The organism is Streptomyces sp. NBC_01591 (assembly GCF_035918155.1).
Taxonomy (GTDB): Bacteria; Actinomycetota; Actinomycetes; order Streptomycetales; family Streptomycetaceae; genus Streptomyces.
This window is the reverse complement of the sequence record NZ_CP109327.1, coordinates 6,311,267-6,326,833: the sequence shown is the minus strand read 5'-3', so window position 1 is coordinate 6,326,833 and position 15,567 is coordinate 6,311,267. Positions and strand designations below refer to the sequence as shown.

At 69.1% G+C, this 15,567-nt stretch carries 13 protein-coding genes and 6 tRNA genes; 8 read left to right on the top strand and 11 right to left on the bottom strand.

Going from position 1 to position 15,567, the window contains the following annotated elements; translation table 11 throughout:
* Positions 1–23: 23 nt before the first annotated feature.
* The 10 genes from OG978_RS29265 to OG978_RS29220 all read right to left on the bottom strand — a co-directional run bounded on the left by OG978_RS29265 (position 24) and on the right by OG978_RS29220 (position 4,170).
* Positions 24–96: transfer RNA gene (locus OG978_RS29265), tRNA-Glu, on the bottom strand.
* A 25-nt stretch (positions 97–121) separates the two neighbouring features.
* A tRNA-Gln gene (locus OG978_RS29260) sits at positions 122–193 on the bottom strand.
* Between the two features lie 12 nt (positions 194–205).
* Positions 206–278, bottom strand: a tRNA-Glu gene (locus tag OG978_RS29255).
* A 60-nt stretch (positions 279–338) separates the two neighbouring features.
* Positions 339–411, bottom strand: a tRNA-Glu gene (locus OG978_RS29250).
* A gap of 60 nt (positions 412–471) precedes the next feature.
* Positions 472–544: transfer RNA gene (locus OG978_RS29245), tRNA-Glu, on the bottom strand.
* 25 nt (positions 545–569) lie between these two features.
* Positions 570–641: transfer RNA gene (locus tag OG978_RS29240), tRNA-Gln, on the bottom strand.
* Between the two features lie 145 nt (positions 642–786).
* Complete coding sequence (locus OG978_RS29235) at positions 787–1,482, bottom strand: HAD family hydrolase (RefSeq protein ID WP_326768073.1); 696 nt, start codon at positions 1,480–1,482, stop codon at positions 787–789.
* 129 nt (positions 1,483–1,611) lie between these two features.
* Complete coding sequence (gltX, locus tag OG978_RS29230; protein ID WP_326768072.1) at positions 1,612–3,084, bottom strand: glutamate--tRNA ligase; 1,473 nt, start codon at positions 3,082–3,084, stop codon at positions 1,612–1,614.
* The gene (locus OG978_RS29225; protein WP_124716171.1) at positions 3,077–3,853 is read right to left on the bottom strand and encodes a fumarylacetoacetate hydrolase family protein; all 777 of its coding nucleotides are present in this window, start codon (positions 3,851–3,853) and stop codon (positions 3,077–3,079) included. Before OG978_RS29225 ends, gltX begins: the two co-directional genes overlap by 8 nt.
* Positions 3,854–3,981: 128 nt before the next feature.
* Entirely contained in the window at positions 3,982–4,170 is a 189-nt protein-coding gene (locus tag OG978_RS29220) for a hypothetical protein (protein ID WP_326768071.1), read from the bottom strand.
* A gap of 579 nt (positions 4,171–4,749) precedes the next feature.
* Here OG978_RS29220 and OG978_RS29215 point away from each other — a divergent pair.
* The 8 genes from OG978_RS29215 (at position 4,750) to OG978_RS29180 (ending at position 15,263) form a co-directional block, all read left to right on the top strand.
* Positions 4,750–8,511 (top strand): sensor histidine kinase, encoded by a 3,762-nt coding sequence (locus tag OG978_RS29215; protein WP_326768070.1) that lies wholly within the window; start codon positions 4,750–4,752, stop codon positions 8,509–8,511.
* A gap of 9 nt (positions 8,512–8,520) precedes the next feature.
* Positions 8,521–8,934 (top strand): roadblock/LC7 domain-containing protein, encoded by a 414-nt coding sequence (locus tag OG978_RS29210; protein WP_259934900.1) that lies wholly within the window; start codon positions 8,521–8,523, stop codon positions 8,932–8,934.
* 133 nt (positions 8,935–9,067) lie between these two features.
* Entirely contained in the window at positions 9,068–9,475 is a 408-nt protein-coding gene (locus OG978_RS29205; RefSeq protein WP_326768069.1) for a DUF742 domain-containing protein, read from the top strand.
* Positions 9,456–10,037 (top strand): GTP-binding protein, encoded by a 582-nt coding sequence (locus tag OG978_RS29200; RefSeq protein ID WP_072487286.1) that lies wholly within the window; start codon positions 9,456–9,458, stop codon positions 10,035–10,037. Before OG978_RS29205 ends, OG978_RS29200 begins: the two co-directional genes overlap by 20 nt.
* Positions 10,038–10,384: 347 nt before the next feature.
* A complete protein-coding gene (locus OG978_RS29195; RefSeq protein WP_326768068.1) occupies positions 10,385–13,561 on the top strand; it encodes a sensor histidine kinase in 3,177 nt (1,058 codons plus the stop codon).
* 10 nt (positions 13,562–13,571) lie between these two features.
* The gene (locus tag OG978_RS29190; RefSeq protein ID WP_124272100.1) at positions 13,572–13,985 is read left to right on the top strand and encodes a roadblock/LC7 domain-containing protein; all 414 of its coding nucleotides are present in this window, start codon (positions 13,572–13,574) and stop codon (positions 13,983–13,985) included.
* 89 nt (positions 13,986–14,074) lie between these two features.
* Complete coding sequence (locus OG978_RS29185) at positions 14,075–14,701, top strand: DUF742 domain-containing protein (RefSeq protein WP_326768067.1); 627 nt, start codon at positions 14,075–14,077, stop codon at positions 14,699–14,701.
* Positions 14,682–15,263 (top strand): GTP-binding protein, encoded by a 582-nt coding sequence (locus OG978_RS29180; RefSeq protein WP_014048542.1) that lies wholly within the window; start codon positions 14,682–14,684, stop codon positions 15,261–15,263. Before OG978_RS29185 ends, OG978_RS29180 begins: the two co-directional genes overlap by 20 nt.
* 76 nt (positions 15,264–15,339) lie before the next feature.
* Here OG978_RS29180 and OG978_RS29175 read toward each other — a convergent pair whose 3' ends face one another.
* Entirely contained in the window at positions 15,340–15,540 is a 201-nt protein-coding gene (locus OG978_RS29175; RefSeq protein WP_326768066.1) for an acyl-CoA carboxylase subunit epsilon, read from the bottom strand.
* Positions 15,541–15,567: the final 27 nt, after the last annotated feature.

Below are 15,567 nucleotides of genomic sequence, written 5' to 3'. Positions count from 1 at the left end.
GGCCTTTGTCTGTCCTGCTGTTGTACCCCCGACCGGATTCGAACCGGCGCTACTGCCGTGAGAGGGCAGCGTGCTAGGCCGCTACACAACGGGGGCTTGTTACTGCTGTTGCATTTCTGCGCTGGGCTACCAGGACTCGAACCTAGAATGACGGTACCAGAAACCGTAGTGTTGCCAATTACACCATAGCCCATGGTGTTACAAGTACCCCCGACCGGATTCGAACCGGCGCTACTGCCGTGAGAGGGCAGCGTGCTAGGCCGCTACACAACGGGGGCCCTAGCGATCCTGCATCGAGAGCGTGGGTGCGACCCAGATGATCTCGCGGGAAGGATCTGTACCCCCGACCGGATTCGAACCGGCGCTACTGCCGTGAGAGGGCAGCGTGCTAGGCCGCTACACAACGGGGGCCCTAGCGATCCTGCATCGAGAGCGTGGGTGCGACCCAGATGATCTCGCGGGAAGGATCTGTACCCCCGACCGGATTCGAACCGGCGCTACTGCCGTGAGAGGGCAGCGTGCTAGGCCGCTACACAACGGGGGCTTGTTACTGCTGTTGCATTTCTGCGCTGGGCTACCAGGACTCGAACCTAGAATGACGGTACCAGAAACCGTAGTGTTGCCAATTACACCATAGCCCACCAAAACTCAACCCCCGTGAGGGGTTTTGTTCGGTTGCGCTTCCCGTTCGGTTCTTTCGTTCCGCTTGGGCGGCGCAGGAAGAACATTACCCGAAGGTGTCCGGCGCTCCAAAACGGGTATTGCCCGCCGGGCCTGTCCGGCGGATCAGGGTCGGACAGGCCCCAGCAGTCCGGGCAGCTGATCGAGCCCGCTGATGCGGACGAGCTCGGGCCGTCCACCGCGCCCGCCCCGGTCCAGCCAGATCCCCATCAGCCCGGCGGCGACCGCCCCACCGGCGTCGATGTCCGGCTCGTCCCCCACGTACGCGACCTCTCGCGGCTCCAGCGCCAGCGCCTCGCAGGCGGCGTGGAAGGCTCCGGCCTCGGGCTTGGAGACACCCAGCTCCACGGCGCACACCACGGCCTCGAAACGGTCCCGCACACCGAGTGTGCGCAGCTTGCGGTCCTGGTTGTGGATGCTGGAGTTCGACAGCACCGCGTGCCGGAACCCGTCCGCCAGCAGATCCAGCACGGGCAGCACATCCGGGAAGAGCGCCCAGGCGGCCTCGTAGTGGGCCGCGTGCCGGGCAAACCAGTCGTCGGCCTCCTCGTCGTCCAGCGCCCGCGAGACGAACTCCCTGACCCGGTCCCGGCGCTGCCCCAGGAAGTCCGTCTCCCCGGCGGCGAACCGCGCCCAGTGCGCGTCGGTGATCGTCCGCCATGCGGCGAGGGCCTGCTCGACGGAGTCGTATCCGTCGGGCAGGCCCTCCTGTTCGAGATGCTTGCGCATGCCGACGCGGTCGGCACCCGAGTAGTCGAAGATCGTGTCGTCGATGTCCCAGAGGACCGCGCGGATCGTCATGGGGTCAGCGTAGAGGCCCGTGCGGCGGGCACAGCGGGTTCGCGCCAGTGCGTGCACGCACGACGGGAGGGGCGGCAGCCGTCGCTTGGCTGCCGCCCCTCCCGTGGATGTGCTTCGGTGGACCCGCCGTTACGCGGCCAGCTTCGCCAGGGCAGCGTCGATGCGGGCGATCGTCCTCTCGCGGCCCAGGATCTCCAGGGACTCGAAGAGCGGCAGGCCGATCGTGCGGCCGGTGACGGCGACGCGGACCGGGGCCTGGGCCTTTCCGAGCTTCAGGCCGTGCTCCTCGCCCGCGGCGAGGATGGCGTTCTTCAGGGTGTCCGCGTTCCACTCGGCGTCGACCAGCTTGGCGCGGGCCGTGGCGAGCAGGGCGTCGGAGCCCTCCTTCATCGCCTTGTTCCAGGACGCCTCGTCCGTCGCCGGCTCGTCGAGGAAGAGGAAGTCGACGTTGGCCGTGATGTCCGACAGGACCGTGACGCGGGTCTGGGCGTGCGGGGCGATCGTCGCGAACTGGTCCGCGTCGAAGGACTCCGGGGCCCACGGGGCGAACGGGGCCTTCAGCCAGGGGCCGCAGGCCTCGGTGAACGCCTTCATGTCCATCTTGCGGATGTGCTCGGCGTTGATGTGCTCGCACTTCTTCAGGTCGAAGCGCGCCGGGTTGGCGTTGACGTCCTTGATGTCGAACGCGGCCGCCATCTCCGCGATGGAGAAGATGTCGCGGTCCTCGGCGATCGACCAGCCCAGCAGGGAGAGGTAGTTGAGCAGCCCCTCGGGCAGGAAGCCGCGCTCGCGGTAGAGGTTGAGCGAGGCCTGCGGGTCGCGCTTGGAGAGCTTCTTGTTGCCCTCGCCCATGACGTACGGCAGGTGGCCGAAGGCCGGGGTGTCCTTGGCGATGCCCAGCTCGATGAGCGCCTTGTAGAGGGCGAGCTGACGCGGGGTGGAGGAGAGCAGGTCCTCGCCGCGCAGGACGTGGGTGATCTCCATCAGCGCGTCGTCGACCGGGTTGACCAGCGTGTAGAGCGGGGCGCCGTTGGCGCGGACGATGCCGTAGTCCGGCACGTTCTCCGGCTGGAAGGTCAGCTCGCCGCGGACCAGGTCGGTGAAGGTGAGCGCCTCGTCGGGCATCCGGAAGCGGACGATCGATGTCCGGCCCTCGGCCTCGTACGCGGCGATCTGCTCGGCGCTCAGCTCGCGGCAGTGGCCGTCGTAGCCGGACGGCTTGCCGGCGGCGCGGGCGGCGTCGCGGCGGGTGTCGAGCTCCTCGGTGGTGCAGTAGCAGTGGTACGCGTACCCGCCGGCGAGGAGCCTGTCGGCGACGTCCTTGTAGATGTCCATGCGCTGCGACTGGCGGTACGGGGCGTGCGGGCCGCCGACCTCGGGGCCCTCGTCCCAGTCGAAGCCGAGCCAGCGCATCGACTCCAGGAGCTGGTTGTAGGAGTCCTCGGAGTCGCGGGCGGCGTCCGTGTCCTCGATGCGGAAGACCAGGGTGCCGCCGTGGTGCCGGGCGAAGGCCCAGTTGAACAGGGCGGTGCGGACCAGGCCCACATGGGGGTTGCCGGTCGGGGAGGGACAGAAACGTACACGGACTGGTGCGTTAACCACGCTTGATCACCTTGTTGGTGAGAGTGCCGATGCCTTCGATGGTGACGGCGACCTCGTCGCCGACATGGAGGGGTCCGACCCCTGCGGGAGTGCCGGTGAGGATCACATCGCCCGGGAGCAGCGTCATGGCTTCCGTGATGTGGACGACCAGATCCTCGATCGAGCGGATCATGTCGCTCGTACGGCCGAGTTGCCGTTGCTCTCCGTTGACCGTCGCCTGAATGGTGAGGTCATGGGGGTCGAGGTCGGTCTCCACCCAAGGGCCGAGCGGGCAGGACGTGTCGAAGCCCTTGGCCCGGGCCCACTGCTTCTCCCGCTTCTGGGCGTCGCGGGCGGTGACGTCATTGGCGCAGGTGTAGCCGAAGATGACGTCCTTCACGCGCTCGCGCGGAACTTCGCGGCACATACGGCCGATGACCACGGCCAGTTCGGCCTCGTGGTGGAGTTCGTTGGAGAAGGAGGGGTACTCGATGGCGTCGCCGGAGCCGATCACCGAGGTGGTGGGCTTGAAGAAGGCGACGGGGACGTCCGGTACCTCGTTGCCCAGCTCCTTGGCGTGCTCCGCGTAGTTGCGGCCGATGGCCACGACCTTGTTGGGGAGCACGGGCGGCAGGAGGCGGACCTTGCTCAGCGGGACCTTGGTGCCGGAGAGCTCGAACTCGGCGTACGGGATGCCCTTGATGATGTCGAGGACGAGACCATCGGGCCCCTCGCCCTCGACGGCGCCGAAGGCGACATTGCCGTCGATGGAGAACCTGGCGATGCGCACGGGATGCTGTCGCCCCTCACTTGCTGGCTGAAGACTGACGCTCCAGGCTAACGCGTCGACCGGCGAGGATTGCCCCGATTACGGGGCGGCCCGGCGGGGCGGGGTGGGTGAGGGGGACGGCGCCCGCACTACTCCGCTACGGCGGCGGTGACCGGGGCTTCCATGAGGATGGTGCGCCGCGGGTTGGCCGTCTGGGTGGGCAGGTCCACGGTGTGCTCCGGCTGCTCCGGCGTCTGCAGTTCGTCGGCGTCCTTGAGGTGCGCCAGCGTGGTGCGCCGGGGGTTGGCAATGTTGCGGAACATCGTCGTCGTCTTCATCTGCCGTTCGGACCCTGTCGGTACGGGCGCCGCCCGGAGGGGCGCCGGTTGTCGGATTTGCCATCCCTGTAAAGCGTCAGGCTAAACACCCAATTCCCTCCCGAAGGCCGGAAGAGACGACGATCATCATGTGAGTTTGCTCACGACCGCGCCGACAATTCCCCCATTTCAGGCGGTCGATCAGGTTGACAGAAACGGACATTACGGCACTGAATCAGCCATTCCGCTCCTGATCATGTCGACTGGGACACCCTTCACGCTTCGCCGATTCACACCTGATCGTCCGCTTTATCCATGATCACGCTCCACGGCTTGTTACTCAGTCATCACAACGCGTCACCCAGGTCGCAGCCCGGCACTGGGCCCTTGTTGGAGATCCGGCACTGTGCTGGAATTCCACGCACCGCCGCGGGTTTTCAAGCCGGCGCGCAGGGGCGCAACGGAGCGCCGAGTGGCGGCGGAAAGGGGAAGGACGCCGGTCACTCACGACCACCATGGGGCGGGCACAACGCCCCAAGACGCCGACACCGTTCCACCGCCCAGAGCGGCGGAACGCCTGGTCCAGAGGTTGCGACGCTAGTGCAGGGACGTTTCAAGAGGGATGGCAGCGCTGCGGCGGAACAGGAGCCGCACGGCGGGACCGACCGCGGTTCCTCGGCCCAGCACGCCCAGAACCCCGGGCCTGCTGCGGCCGGTGACAGCGGCGACCGCGCTCAGCGCCCCGGTGCCACGGCGAACGGCGGCACCGATCCGGTCTCGTCGCTCAAGTCCCGGGGCCCCGTCAGCACCGGCTCGCGAGTCGCTCTTCGCAACTGGCGCATCAGCACGCGCCTGGTCTCCCTGCTCGCCCTGCCCGTGGTCGCCGCGACCACGCTCGGTGGACTGCGGATCAACGAGTCCATGAACGACATCCAGCAGCTGGATCACATGCAGCTGCTGACCAGGATGACCAAGCAGGCGACGTCGCTCGCCCAGGCGCTCCAGGAGGAGCGCGACCGCTCGGCCGGTCCGCTGGCCAACGGCGTGAAGCCCTCCGACTTCAAGGTCACCGAGCCCCGCAAGAAGACCGACCGGGCGAAGACGGCCTTCCTCGACGCGACGACCTCGATCGGCGACCCCTCCGGCGACGAGGCCCTCGAGGGCATCTACTCGAGCGTCACCCAGATCGCGAGCCAGCTGGCCGAGATCCGCGACATCCGCAAGACGGCTTACGCCAAGGACACTCCGAGTCTCCAGACCGTCGACCAGTACAGCCAGCTGATCACCTCGCTGCTGAGCCTCTCGCAGGACATGGCGCAGGCGACCAGCAACTCGGAGATGATCAAGCGGACCCGGGCGCTGGCGGCCTTCTCCTCCGCCAAGGAGTACGCCTCGGTCCAGCGCGCGATCATCGCCGCGGCCCTGCCCGGCGGCAACGACAAGCAGCCGCACCTCGACGAGAACGACAAGCAGTTCGGCAAGGCCGCGCTCAACAAGGAGCGTGCGGCGCTCCGCTCCTTCGAGGGCGTGTACCAGGCCACCGGCAACAACGCCGACGAGCTGACCGCCACGCTGGACGAGGGCAACCCGGAGATCAAGGCCGCCAACACCTACGCGAAGAAGGTGCTGGACAGCCCCTCGGGCATGACCGGCACCGCGCGGCGCTCCTACCTGGACTGGTACGACCAGAGCTCCACCAAGATCCAGGCGATGAAGACCATCGAGGAGACCCTCCTCAGCGACATGGAGGGCAAGGCCCGCGAGCTCCGCGACGAGTCGAAGCGCGAAGCGATCATCAGCGGTGCGCTCATCCTGCTGGTGCTCGGCGTCTCGCTGGTCGGTGCCTTCGTCGTCGCCCGGTCGATGATCCGTTCGCTGCGACGGCTGCAGGACACGGCCACGCGCGTGGCCCAGGACCGGCTGCCCGAGCTCGTCAAGCAGCTCTCCGAGGCCGACCCGCAAGACGTGGACACCTCGGTCGAGTCGGTCGGTGTGCACTCCCGGGACGAGATCGGCCAGGTGGCCGCGGCCTTCGACGACGTGCACCGCGAGGCCGTCCGTCTCGCCGCCGAGCAGGCCCTTCTCCGGGGCAACGTCAACGCGATGTTCACCAACCTCTCGCGCCGCAGCCAGGGCCTCATCCAGCGTCAGCTCTCGCTCATCTCCGAACTGGAGTCGCGCGAGGCCGACCCGGACCAGCTCTCCTCGCTCTTCAAGCTCGACCACCTCGCGACCCGTATGCGCCGTAACGGCGAGAACCTCCTCGTCCTCGCGGGCGAGGAGCCGGGCCGCCGGTGGACCCGCCCCGTCCCGCTGGTCGACGTGCTCCGTGCCGCCGCCTCCGAGGTGGAGCAGTACGAGCGCATCGAACTGGCCGCGGTGCCCGCCACCGAGGTCGCGGGCCGCGTGGTCAACGACCTCGTGCACCTGCTCGCCGAGCTGCTGGAGAACGCCACGTCGTTCTCCTCGCCGCAGACGAAGGTCCGGGTCACCGGTCACGCGCTGCCCGACGGGCGGGTGCTGGTCGAGATCCACGACACCGGTATCGGCCTCTCCCCCGAGGACCTCGCGGCGATCAACGAGCGGCTCGCCTCGCCGCCCACCGTGGACGTCTCGGTCTCCCGCCGCATGGGTCTGTTCGTGGTCGGCCGGCTGTCCCTGCGCCACGGCATCCGGATCCAGCTGCGGCCGTCCGACTCCGGCGGCACGACCGCGCTGGTCATGCTGCCCGTCGACGTCGCGCACGGCGGCAAGCAGCCGGCTCCCAAGCAGGCACCCGGACAGCAGTCCGGCGCCCCCGGCGGCCTGCTCGCCGGTGGCAACACGGCGGGCCCGGGCAACGGCTCCCGTCCCGGCCTCGGCAGCTCCCCGTCGGGCCCGGCCGGCCGTCTCGCCTCGGGGCCCGGCGCCTCGCGCGGTCAGGTCGGTGCGGGCTCCGCACCGCGGGCCGCACTGCCCTCGCGCGACGGCGGCCCCCGCCATCAGCAGGGCCAGCCGAACCAGCAGGGCCAGCAGAACGCCGGATTCCAGTCCGCCGGGCTGTCCGGCTCCGGACCGCAGGACGCCTCCCGCCCGGAACCGCATCGTCACGGCGGCGGCCTCGCCGGCGCCTTCGGCAACGGTGCCCGCCTAGGTGCCCGCGGCCAGGGCGACGGACCGGGTCGTACGGAATCGGGCGGGCCCGACCTGTTCGGCCAGCACCGCCAGGACCAGAACCGCCAGGGTCCGGACCGCCAGGACCAGAACGGCTCGCAGGGCCGGCCGAACGGCCCCGCCCCGTGGCAGCCGTCCCAACCGCAGCAGTCCCGGCAGAACCCGGCCGACCAGGGCGGCTTCCAGCAGCCCGCCGGCCAGGGCGATCCCGGCCGTCAGCTGCCCCCGGTCGGCGGCCCGCGTGCCGAGCTGCCCGGTGGCAACCCTCAGCCGCAGCGTCCGCAGACCACCAGCTGGGGCACCGAGGAGCCGTCCGCGCCGCGGCGTACTCCGCTGGACGCCCCGCGCGGTCACGAGGACCCCGAGTCCACCGGCCAGTTCCAGCGGCCGATGAGCCCGCCGCTCACCCCGCGGGCGCCCATGGACGACCGGCAGGGCCCCGGCTCCACCGCCGAGTTCGCCCGCCCGGACTTCTCGGCTCCGGCCCCGCAGGACCTGTCCGCCCAGGACCCGGCAAGCACCGCACAGTTCGCCCGCCCCGACTTCGGACAGCAGCCTGTCCGGGCGCAGGACCAGGGCCTGCCGGCCCCGCGTCAGCGCGGCCGGGACGACGAGGACTTCGGCGCCCCGCGTCCGCCCGTCGCGCCCACCGGTGACGCGCAGTACCGTCCGGTCCTGCCGCCGCAGCCGCAGCCCGAGGCGCTGCCTCCGGCGGCCGGGCCCGGGGACGGTCGTACGCCGCTGTACGACACCCTGGAGACCAACTGGTTCCACGGCCCGCAGCAGGGTGGCCAGCAGCCGCCCGCCGAGCCGCAGGCGCCCGCGTCCCTCCCCCAGCGGCCGACCGCCCCGGAGCCTCCCGCTCCCGCGGCGCCCAACCGCGGCGAGGGCGACACGGGCAGCACCACAAGTTCCTGGCGCCCCTCGCCGAACGACGAACTCGTACGGCAGGCGGAGCGGGTCAAGAAGCCCGCGGCAGGCGGAGTGACCACTTCCGGACTGCCGCGCCGAGTGCCTCGGGCCAACCTGGTGCCGGGCACCGCTCAGCAGCAGAACCATCAGTCCGGTCCTCAGGTGTCACGTGCCCCCGATGATGTACGCGGGCGGTTGACCAATCTCCGCCGGGGCATCCAGCAAGGGCGGCAGGCCAACAACGGCCAGTCGACCGGCAGTTTCCCACTCGGCCCCACTCACCAGCAGGAGCGTTAGTTGAGCCCGATGAGTCAGGCCGCGCAGAATCTGAACTGGTTGATCACCAACTTCGTGGACAACACCCCCGGGGTGTCGCACACGGTGGTGGTCTCCGCCGACGGACTCCTGCTGGCCATGTCCGAAGGATTCCCCCGTGACCGCGCCGACCAGCTGGCCGCCGTCGCCTCCGGGCTGACCTCGCTGACCGCGGGTGCCTCGCGGATCTTCGAAGGCGGCGCCGTCAGCCAGACCGTGGTGGAGATGGAACGCGGGTTCCTCTTCCTGATGTCCATCTCGGACGGCTCCTCGCTGGCCGTTCTCGCCCACCCGGACGCCGACATCGGCCTGGTCGGGTACGAGATGGCCCTGCTGGTCGACCGTGCGGGCAGCGTTCTCACCCCCGACCTCCGCGCCGAGCTCCAAGGCAGCCTGCTCCATTAGGCGGCCATGGATCGATGACAGACTCGATTGCCCCAGGTAATGCCCTCATCCCTCACCCGTCAGGCCGCTTAGAGCCCCCCACCGGCCCCTTCAGACGGCAAGCCGACGTACTGCTGTCACGCCCGGAGGATTCATGACCCCGCCACCCGCCTCACCCGATCCGTACGGCGCACTGCACCACGCGTCGTACGAAGGTGAAGGCGACCAGCCACTGGTCCGCCCGTACGCCATGACCGGTGGCCGGACCCGGCCGCGCTATCAGCTCGCCATAGAGGCACTGGTCTCCACCACGGCCGACCCCGCGCATCTGGGGACCCTGCTCCCCGAGCACCAGCGGATCTGCCACCTCTGCCGTGAGGTCAAGTCGGTGGCCGAGGTCTCGGCACTGCTGTCGATGCCGCTCGGCGTGGCCCGGATCCTCGTGGCGGACCTGGCGGAAGCCGGCATGGTGGCCATCCACCAGCCGGGCAATGGAGAGACCGGCGGCGCGCCGGATGTGACACTGCTCGAAAGGGTGCTCAGTGGACTTCGCAAGCTCTAGCGGCGGTGCGGCCCGGGCCACCACCTCGGCGAAGATCGTGGTGGCAGGGGGCTTCGGCGTGGGCAAGACCACGTTCGTCGGTGCCGTCTCGGAGATCAACCCGTTGCGTACGGAAGCCGTGATGACGTCCGCGTCCGCGGGCATCGACGACCTGACGCACACCGGGGGCAAGACGACGACGACCGTCGCCATGGACTTCGGTCGCATCACCCTGGACCAGGACCTGATCCTGTACCTCTTCGGTACGCCCGGACAGGACCGCTTCTGGTTCATGTGGGACGACCTGGTCCGCGGCGCCATCGGCGCCGTCGTCCTCGTCGACACCCGCCGCCTCGCCGACTGCTTCCCCGCCGTCGACTACTTCGAGAACAGCGGCCTCCCCTTCGTCATCGCCCTCAACGGCTTCGACGGACACCAGCCCTACACCCCCGACGAAGTCCGCGAAGCCCTCCAGATCGGCCCCGACACCCCGATCATCACGACGGACGCCCGGCACCGTGCGGATGCCAAGAGCGGTCTGATCACGCTCGTGGAGCACGCGCTCATGGCTCGGCTCAAGTAGGCACAAGTCGGTATTGCCATACGGTAGTTACCGTAGTCGGACGGGGGTGGACTGTGTCCTTTGACACGATCCGCCCCCGTATTCATAACGTTTCGACAGAGAATTGAGCCGCGTTCGACACCCGACGCATCCAATTGGTGCCACTGCGCTCACATGAGTCCCGCCTTTTGACGGGGCTCGTTCTTTATGCCCGTTTTTTCTGAGGCATGGGCCACTCGGAATGACAGGTTCCGACTGTTTGGAACGCGACCGGTCCCCGTGCTGGAATTCGACGAACTCCCGAGTAGTACGGCCCTGAACGAAATACGGCACAGCGTAGGTGCCGACGCCGAGAGGTTGTTGGTCGAGTGAGGCGAAGCAACGCGAGCTCCACGGCGCGGCAGGAGCGGGGCAACTTCACCCCGCCACCGCGCGCCGCGGCGTCGTCCGCCGATGCGTCCGACGCGGCGGTGTCCGGTGGCAGCACCAGCCGGCTGTCGCCTCGCAACTGGCGGGTACCCACCCGGCTGAACGCGATTCTCCTGATCCCCGTCCTGGTCGGCCTGGTCATGGGCGGATTCCAGGTGAAGGGGTCGATCGACACCTGGCGTGAGGCGCAGGACGCCGAGAAGACCGCGCTGATCGTGCGCGCGGCCGCCGAGTACGGCCAGGCGCTCCTCAATGAGCGTGACCTCTCCGCTCAGCCCCTGCTCTCGAACAAGCGTGACGCCGCCGTCATCGGGGAGGTCCAGGCCACCACCGACAACGCCGCGGGCAAGTTCAACGAGGCCGTGAAGGGCATGCCCAAGAAGCAGGGCCTGGAGCGGCGTCTTCAGCTGCTCCGGCTGGAGGAGCCCACACTCCCCGAGCTGCGCAAGGCCGCCTTCGCCGAGGGCATGGACCCGGTGAAGACGGAGGAGGGCTACGTCAGGGTCCAGCACTCCCTGATGGAGTTCAGCAACGAGCTGGGTCTGGGCACCGGCAACATCACCACCTACGGCCGTACGGTCTACGCGGTCGAGCTCGCCAAGGCTGCAGAATCGCTTCAGCGCTCCATCGGCATGCACCTGCTGGTGCGTCCGAGCCAGGAGAGCGCCAAGTTCGATGCCCAGGTCAAGGCCTTCGGCTCGTACAACTACCTGGAGCAGATCGCGCTCGGCGAGTTCGTCTCCGGCGGCACGGAGGCCGACGCGGCCCGGTTGAAGCAGGTCATGGCCGCCAAGGCCGACGAGGGCGCGGAGAAGCTGAAGAAGGCCAAGGAGAAGGCCGACGCCGCGGGGGTCCCGTTCGTCGCCCCGCCCAGCATCGACGGCTCGGTCTTCGACGGCATGGCCCAGCAGATCGGGCAGGGCAAGTCGCCCGAGAAGCTGGCCGCGAAGGGCATCACGCCCGAGACCTGGATGGCGGCCGCCACCGCCAAGTTCGACGGCTACACCACGGTCGAGGACGAGCTCGTCGACAAGGCCGTGGCCGAGGCCGCGGACATCTCGTCCAGTGCCAGGACCGACGCCATCGTCAACGCCGCCGTCGTGATCGTCGCCCTGCTTGCCGCCTTCGTGCTGGCCGGCCTCATGGCCCAGCAGATGAGCCGCTCGATGCGCCGGCTGCGTACGGCCGCCTTCGGGATCGCCGAGCAGCGGCTGCCGATGCTGGTCGACCAGCTCTCCCGGGCCGAACCGGGCCGGGTCGACACCCGCGTCCAGCCGATCCCGATCCACAGCCACGACGAGATCGGCGAGGTCGCCCGCGCCTTCGACCAGGTGCACCGCGAGGCGGTCCGGCTGGCGGCCGAGCAGGCCATGCTGCGGGGTAACGTCAACGCCATCTTCACCAATCTCTCGCGCCGCAACCAGTCGCTGATCGAGGGCCAGTTGACCCTCATCACCGACCTGGAGAACAACGAGGCCGACCCGGACCAGCTGGAGAACCTCTTCCGGCTGGACCACCTGGCCACCCGTATGCGCCGCAACGGCGAGAACCTCCTGGTCCTCGCCGGCGAGGAACCCGGCCGCCGCTGGAACCAGCCGGTCCCGCTGGTCGACGTGCTCCGTGCCGCCGCCTCCGAGGTGGAGTCGTACGAGCGCATCGAGCTCACCGGGGTGCCCGAGACCGAGATCCACGGCCAGTCGGTCACCGACCTCGTGCACCTGCTGGCCGAGCTGCTGGAGAACGCCACCACGTTCTCCTCGCCGCAGACCAAGGTGCGGGTCACCGCGACCCGGCTGCCCGACAGCCGCGTGATGATCGAGATCCACGACAAGGGCATCGGGCTCACCGCCGAGGACTTCGCCGACATCAACCACAAGCTGGCCAACCCGCCGACCGTGGACGCCGCGGTGTCGCAGCGGATGGGTCTGTTCGTGGTCGGCCGTCTCGCCGACCGGCACGGCATCCGGGTCCAGCTGCGCCCCTCGGGCGAGCAGGCCGGAACCACGTCGCTGGTCATGCTGCCGGACGCGATCACCCACGGTGGCGGTGGCGGACCGTCCGCCGCGGCGGACGACTTCACCGTCTCCTCGATCATTCCGGAGCAGCAGAGCTTCGAACAGCAGCCGTCCCAGCCGCACATGCGCACTGCGGCGGAGCTGGGCTTCGACGACTCCCGCTACGAGCAGTCCTCGGCGGAGGCGGCGCAGCTGGATCCGGTGGGCCGTTCGCTGATGCGTGAGGAGCGCCGTGCGGCGCTGGAGGCGCAGACGGCGGGCGAGCCCCCGCAGTTCCCGCAGGATCCGTACGCCGGCAACCAGTACGCCGGGAACGGATACGCCCCGGAGCCGCAGCAGGGCTCGCGGCAGGAGCAGTACGAGCAGGCTCCGTACGAGGGCGGCTACGACCCCTACCGCGCCGACGCGGGCTTTGCCCAGCTGCCCGACCAGGGTCTGCCCGGTGGCTATACGGAAGCCCCATACACGGCCGGTGAGGCCTCGCAGCCGACGTACGAGGAACAGTTCGCTCCCCAGTCCCACCAGGGAGACTGGCCGGATCAGAGCGCCTACCAGGGTGCGTACGAGCCGCCGGCACCGGCCGAAACGGAATCCGTCCCGAGCGCCCCCACGGAGCCGCAGGAGCGCGTAGGCTTCGACCGTCCGGAGCCCACGCCCGACTCCGGTCCTGAGCTGACCGAAGCCGGTCTGCCGCGCCGGGGCGGCCAGCAGCACTGGCAGCCCACCGGCCGCGGGAAAAGCCGGCCCGTCGCCGCGCAGCAACAGCCGCAGCAGCAGGAGGAACTGCCGCAGCAGCCGTCGCCCGCGCAAGCGGACGGAAACGGCTCCGACGACTGGCGCTCGGCCAACGACGAGCGCTGGGAGCGGGCGGAGAAGCTCCGGGAGCCGAAGGCGGGCGGGATCACCCCGTCCGGACTCCCCCGGCGGGTACCCAAGGCCAATCTGGTCGAGGGTGCGGCGGAGCAGACCTTGCAGGGCGGCCCTCAGGTTTCCCGTGCCCCCGAGGACGTCCGCGGCAGGTTGAGCAACCTGCGGCGGGGCGTACTGCGGGGACGCAGCGCGGGTTCGGACGACAGTAATACCTACAACCAGGAGCGTTAGTGTGAGCCCGATGAGCCAGGCGGCGCAGAATCTGAACTGGTTGATCACCAACTTCGTGGACAACACCCCTGGGGTGTCGCACACGGTGGTGGTCTCCGCCGACGGACTCCTGCTGGCCATGTCCGAGGGATTCCCCCGTGACCGTGCCGACCAGCTGGCGGCCGTCGCCTCCGGGCTGACCTCGCTGACCGCGGGTGCCTCGCGGATCTTCGAGGGCGGTGCGGTGAATCAGACAGTTGTGGAGATGGAGCGCGGATTCCTCTTCATCATGTCCATTTCCGACGGATCCTCGCTGGCCGTTCTCTCACATCCGGACGCCGATATCGGTCTGGTCGGGTACGAAATGGCACTTCTCGTCGACCGTGCGGGCAGTGTCCTCACCCCGGACCTCCGTGCTGAACTGCAGGGAAGTCTTCTTAACTAGTAGGCAGACAGTGCGTTTCGCGCCACCGGGCCATAAGGTGCGGTGGCGCGGACCCACTGGGATCGGGACCGGTAGTCGGAGGAGGAATCGTGGACACACCCCAGGGCGGACACCCGTACAACGGTGGCCGGCAGGTACCGGGTGAGCACGGGGACAACCGATTCAATTTCCCCTCCGCACCCAGCGGACAGAGCGCCCAGCAGCCTTACCGGCCCTATCAGCAGCAGCCGCAGCAGCCTCAGCAGCCGCCGCAGGACACCCGGCAGAGTTCCGGGTGGCCCACGCAGCGTCCGCACCGCTACGACTCGCCCCGGACGCCCCGTATTCAGCCGGTACAGCCGCGGCAGACCCCCGAGCCTGCCGCGCCCGCCGCGCACAATCCGCTGGTTCGTCCGTACGCCATGACCGGCGGCCGGACCCGACCGCGCTACCAACTCGCCATTGAGGCGTTGGTCAGTACCACGGCTGATCCGTCCCGGCTGCAAGGGCAGTTGCCCGAGCACCAGCGGATCTGCCGGCTGTGTTTCGAGATCAAGTCGGTCGCCGAGATTTCGGCACTGCTCTCGATCCCGCTCGGCGTTGCCCGGATCCTCGTAGCCGACCTGGCAGAGGCCGGACTCGTCGCTATCCATCAGCCCGGCGGCGACGAGTCCGCCGGCGGCCAGCCAGATGTGACACTGCTCGAAAGGGTGCTCAGTGGACTTCGCAAGCTCTAGCGGCGGAGCAGCCCGCTCTACTACCTCGGCGAAGATCGTGGTGGCAGGGGGCTTCGGCGTGGGTAAGACCACGTTCGTCGGTGCCGTCTCGGAGATCAATCCGCTGCGCACCGAAGCCGTGATGACGTCCGCGTCCGCGGGCATCGACGACCTGACGCACACCGGGGACAAGACCACCACCACGGTGGCGATGGACTTCGGTCGCATCACCCTGGACCAGGACCTGATCCTGTACCTCTTCGGTACGCCCGGACAGGACCGCTTCTGGTTCATGTGGGACGACCTGGTCCGCGGCGCCATCGGCGCCGTCGTCCTCGTCGACACCCGCCGCCTCGCCGACTGCTTCCCCGCCGTCGACTACTTCGAGAACAGCGGCCTCCCCTTCGTCATCGCCCTCAACGGCTTCGACGGACACCAGCCCTACACCCCCGACGAAGTCCGCGAAGCCCTCCAGATCGGCCCCGACACGCCGATTCTGACGACGGATGCGCGGCACCGTGCGGATGCGAAGAGTGCGCTGATCACGCTCGTCGAACACGCGCTCATGGCTCGGCTGCGGTAGAGGTTCCCCGCGGTCCGGACGTACGAAAGGGCCCCGCACTCCCGAAGGAGTGCGGGGCCCTTTCACGCGTTGCGCGTCAGCCCTGCCAGGAGTGCGGGGCGCGGAAGCCCGGGGTGCGTTCCAGGCGGCGCCACCCGGCCGTGTTGCGGCCGCGGTGGGCGGGGGGCGCGGCGGGCTGGGCTGCGGCGCGGGCGAGCAGGACCGCGGTTATCGCGGCCAGTTCCTCGGGGTCGGCAAGGCCCTTCTCAACGCGCAGCACGGACTCGGCGGTGGTCATAGGTTGTTTCTCCGTCTTCTCGGCAGG

Bases quoted from the DNA above. Each gene is read 5' to 3' on its own strand.
- OG978_RS29190 (WP_124272100.1), top strand. From the start codon at position 13,572: ATGAGCCAGGCGGCGCAGAATCTGAACTGGTTGATCACCAACTTCGTG.
- OG978_RS29210 (WP_259934900.1), top strand. From the start codon at position 8,521: ATGAGTCAGGCCGCGCAGAATCTGAACTGGTTGATCACCAACTTCGTG.
- OG978_RS29235 (WP_326768073.1), bottom strand. From the start codon at position 1,482: ATGACGATCCGCGCGGTCCTCTGGGACATCGACGACACGATCTTCGAC.
- OG978_RS29175 (WP_326768066.1), bottom strand. From the start codon at position 15,540: ATGACCACCGCCGAGTCCGTGCTGCGCGTTGAGAAGGGCCTTGCCGAC.
- OG978_RS29205 (WP_326768069.1), top strand. From the start codon at position 9,068: ATGACCCCGCCACCCGCCTCACCCGATCCGTACGGCGCACTGCACCAC.
- OG978_RS29220 (WP_326768071.1), bottom strand. From the start codon at position 4,170: ATGAAGACGACGACGATGTTCCGCAACATTGCCAACCCCCGGCGCACC.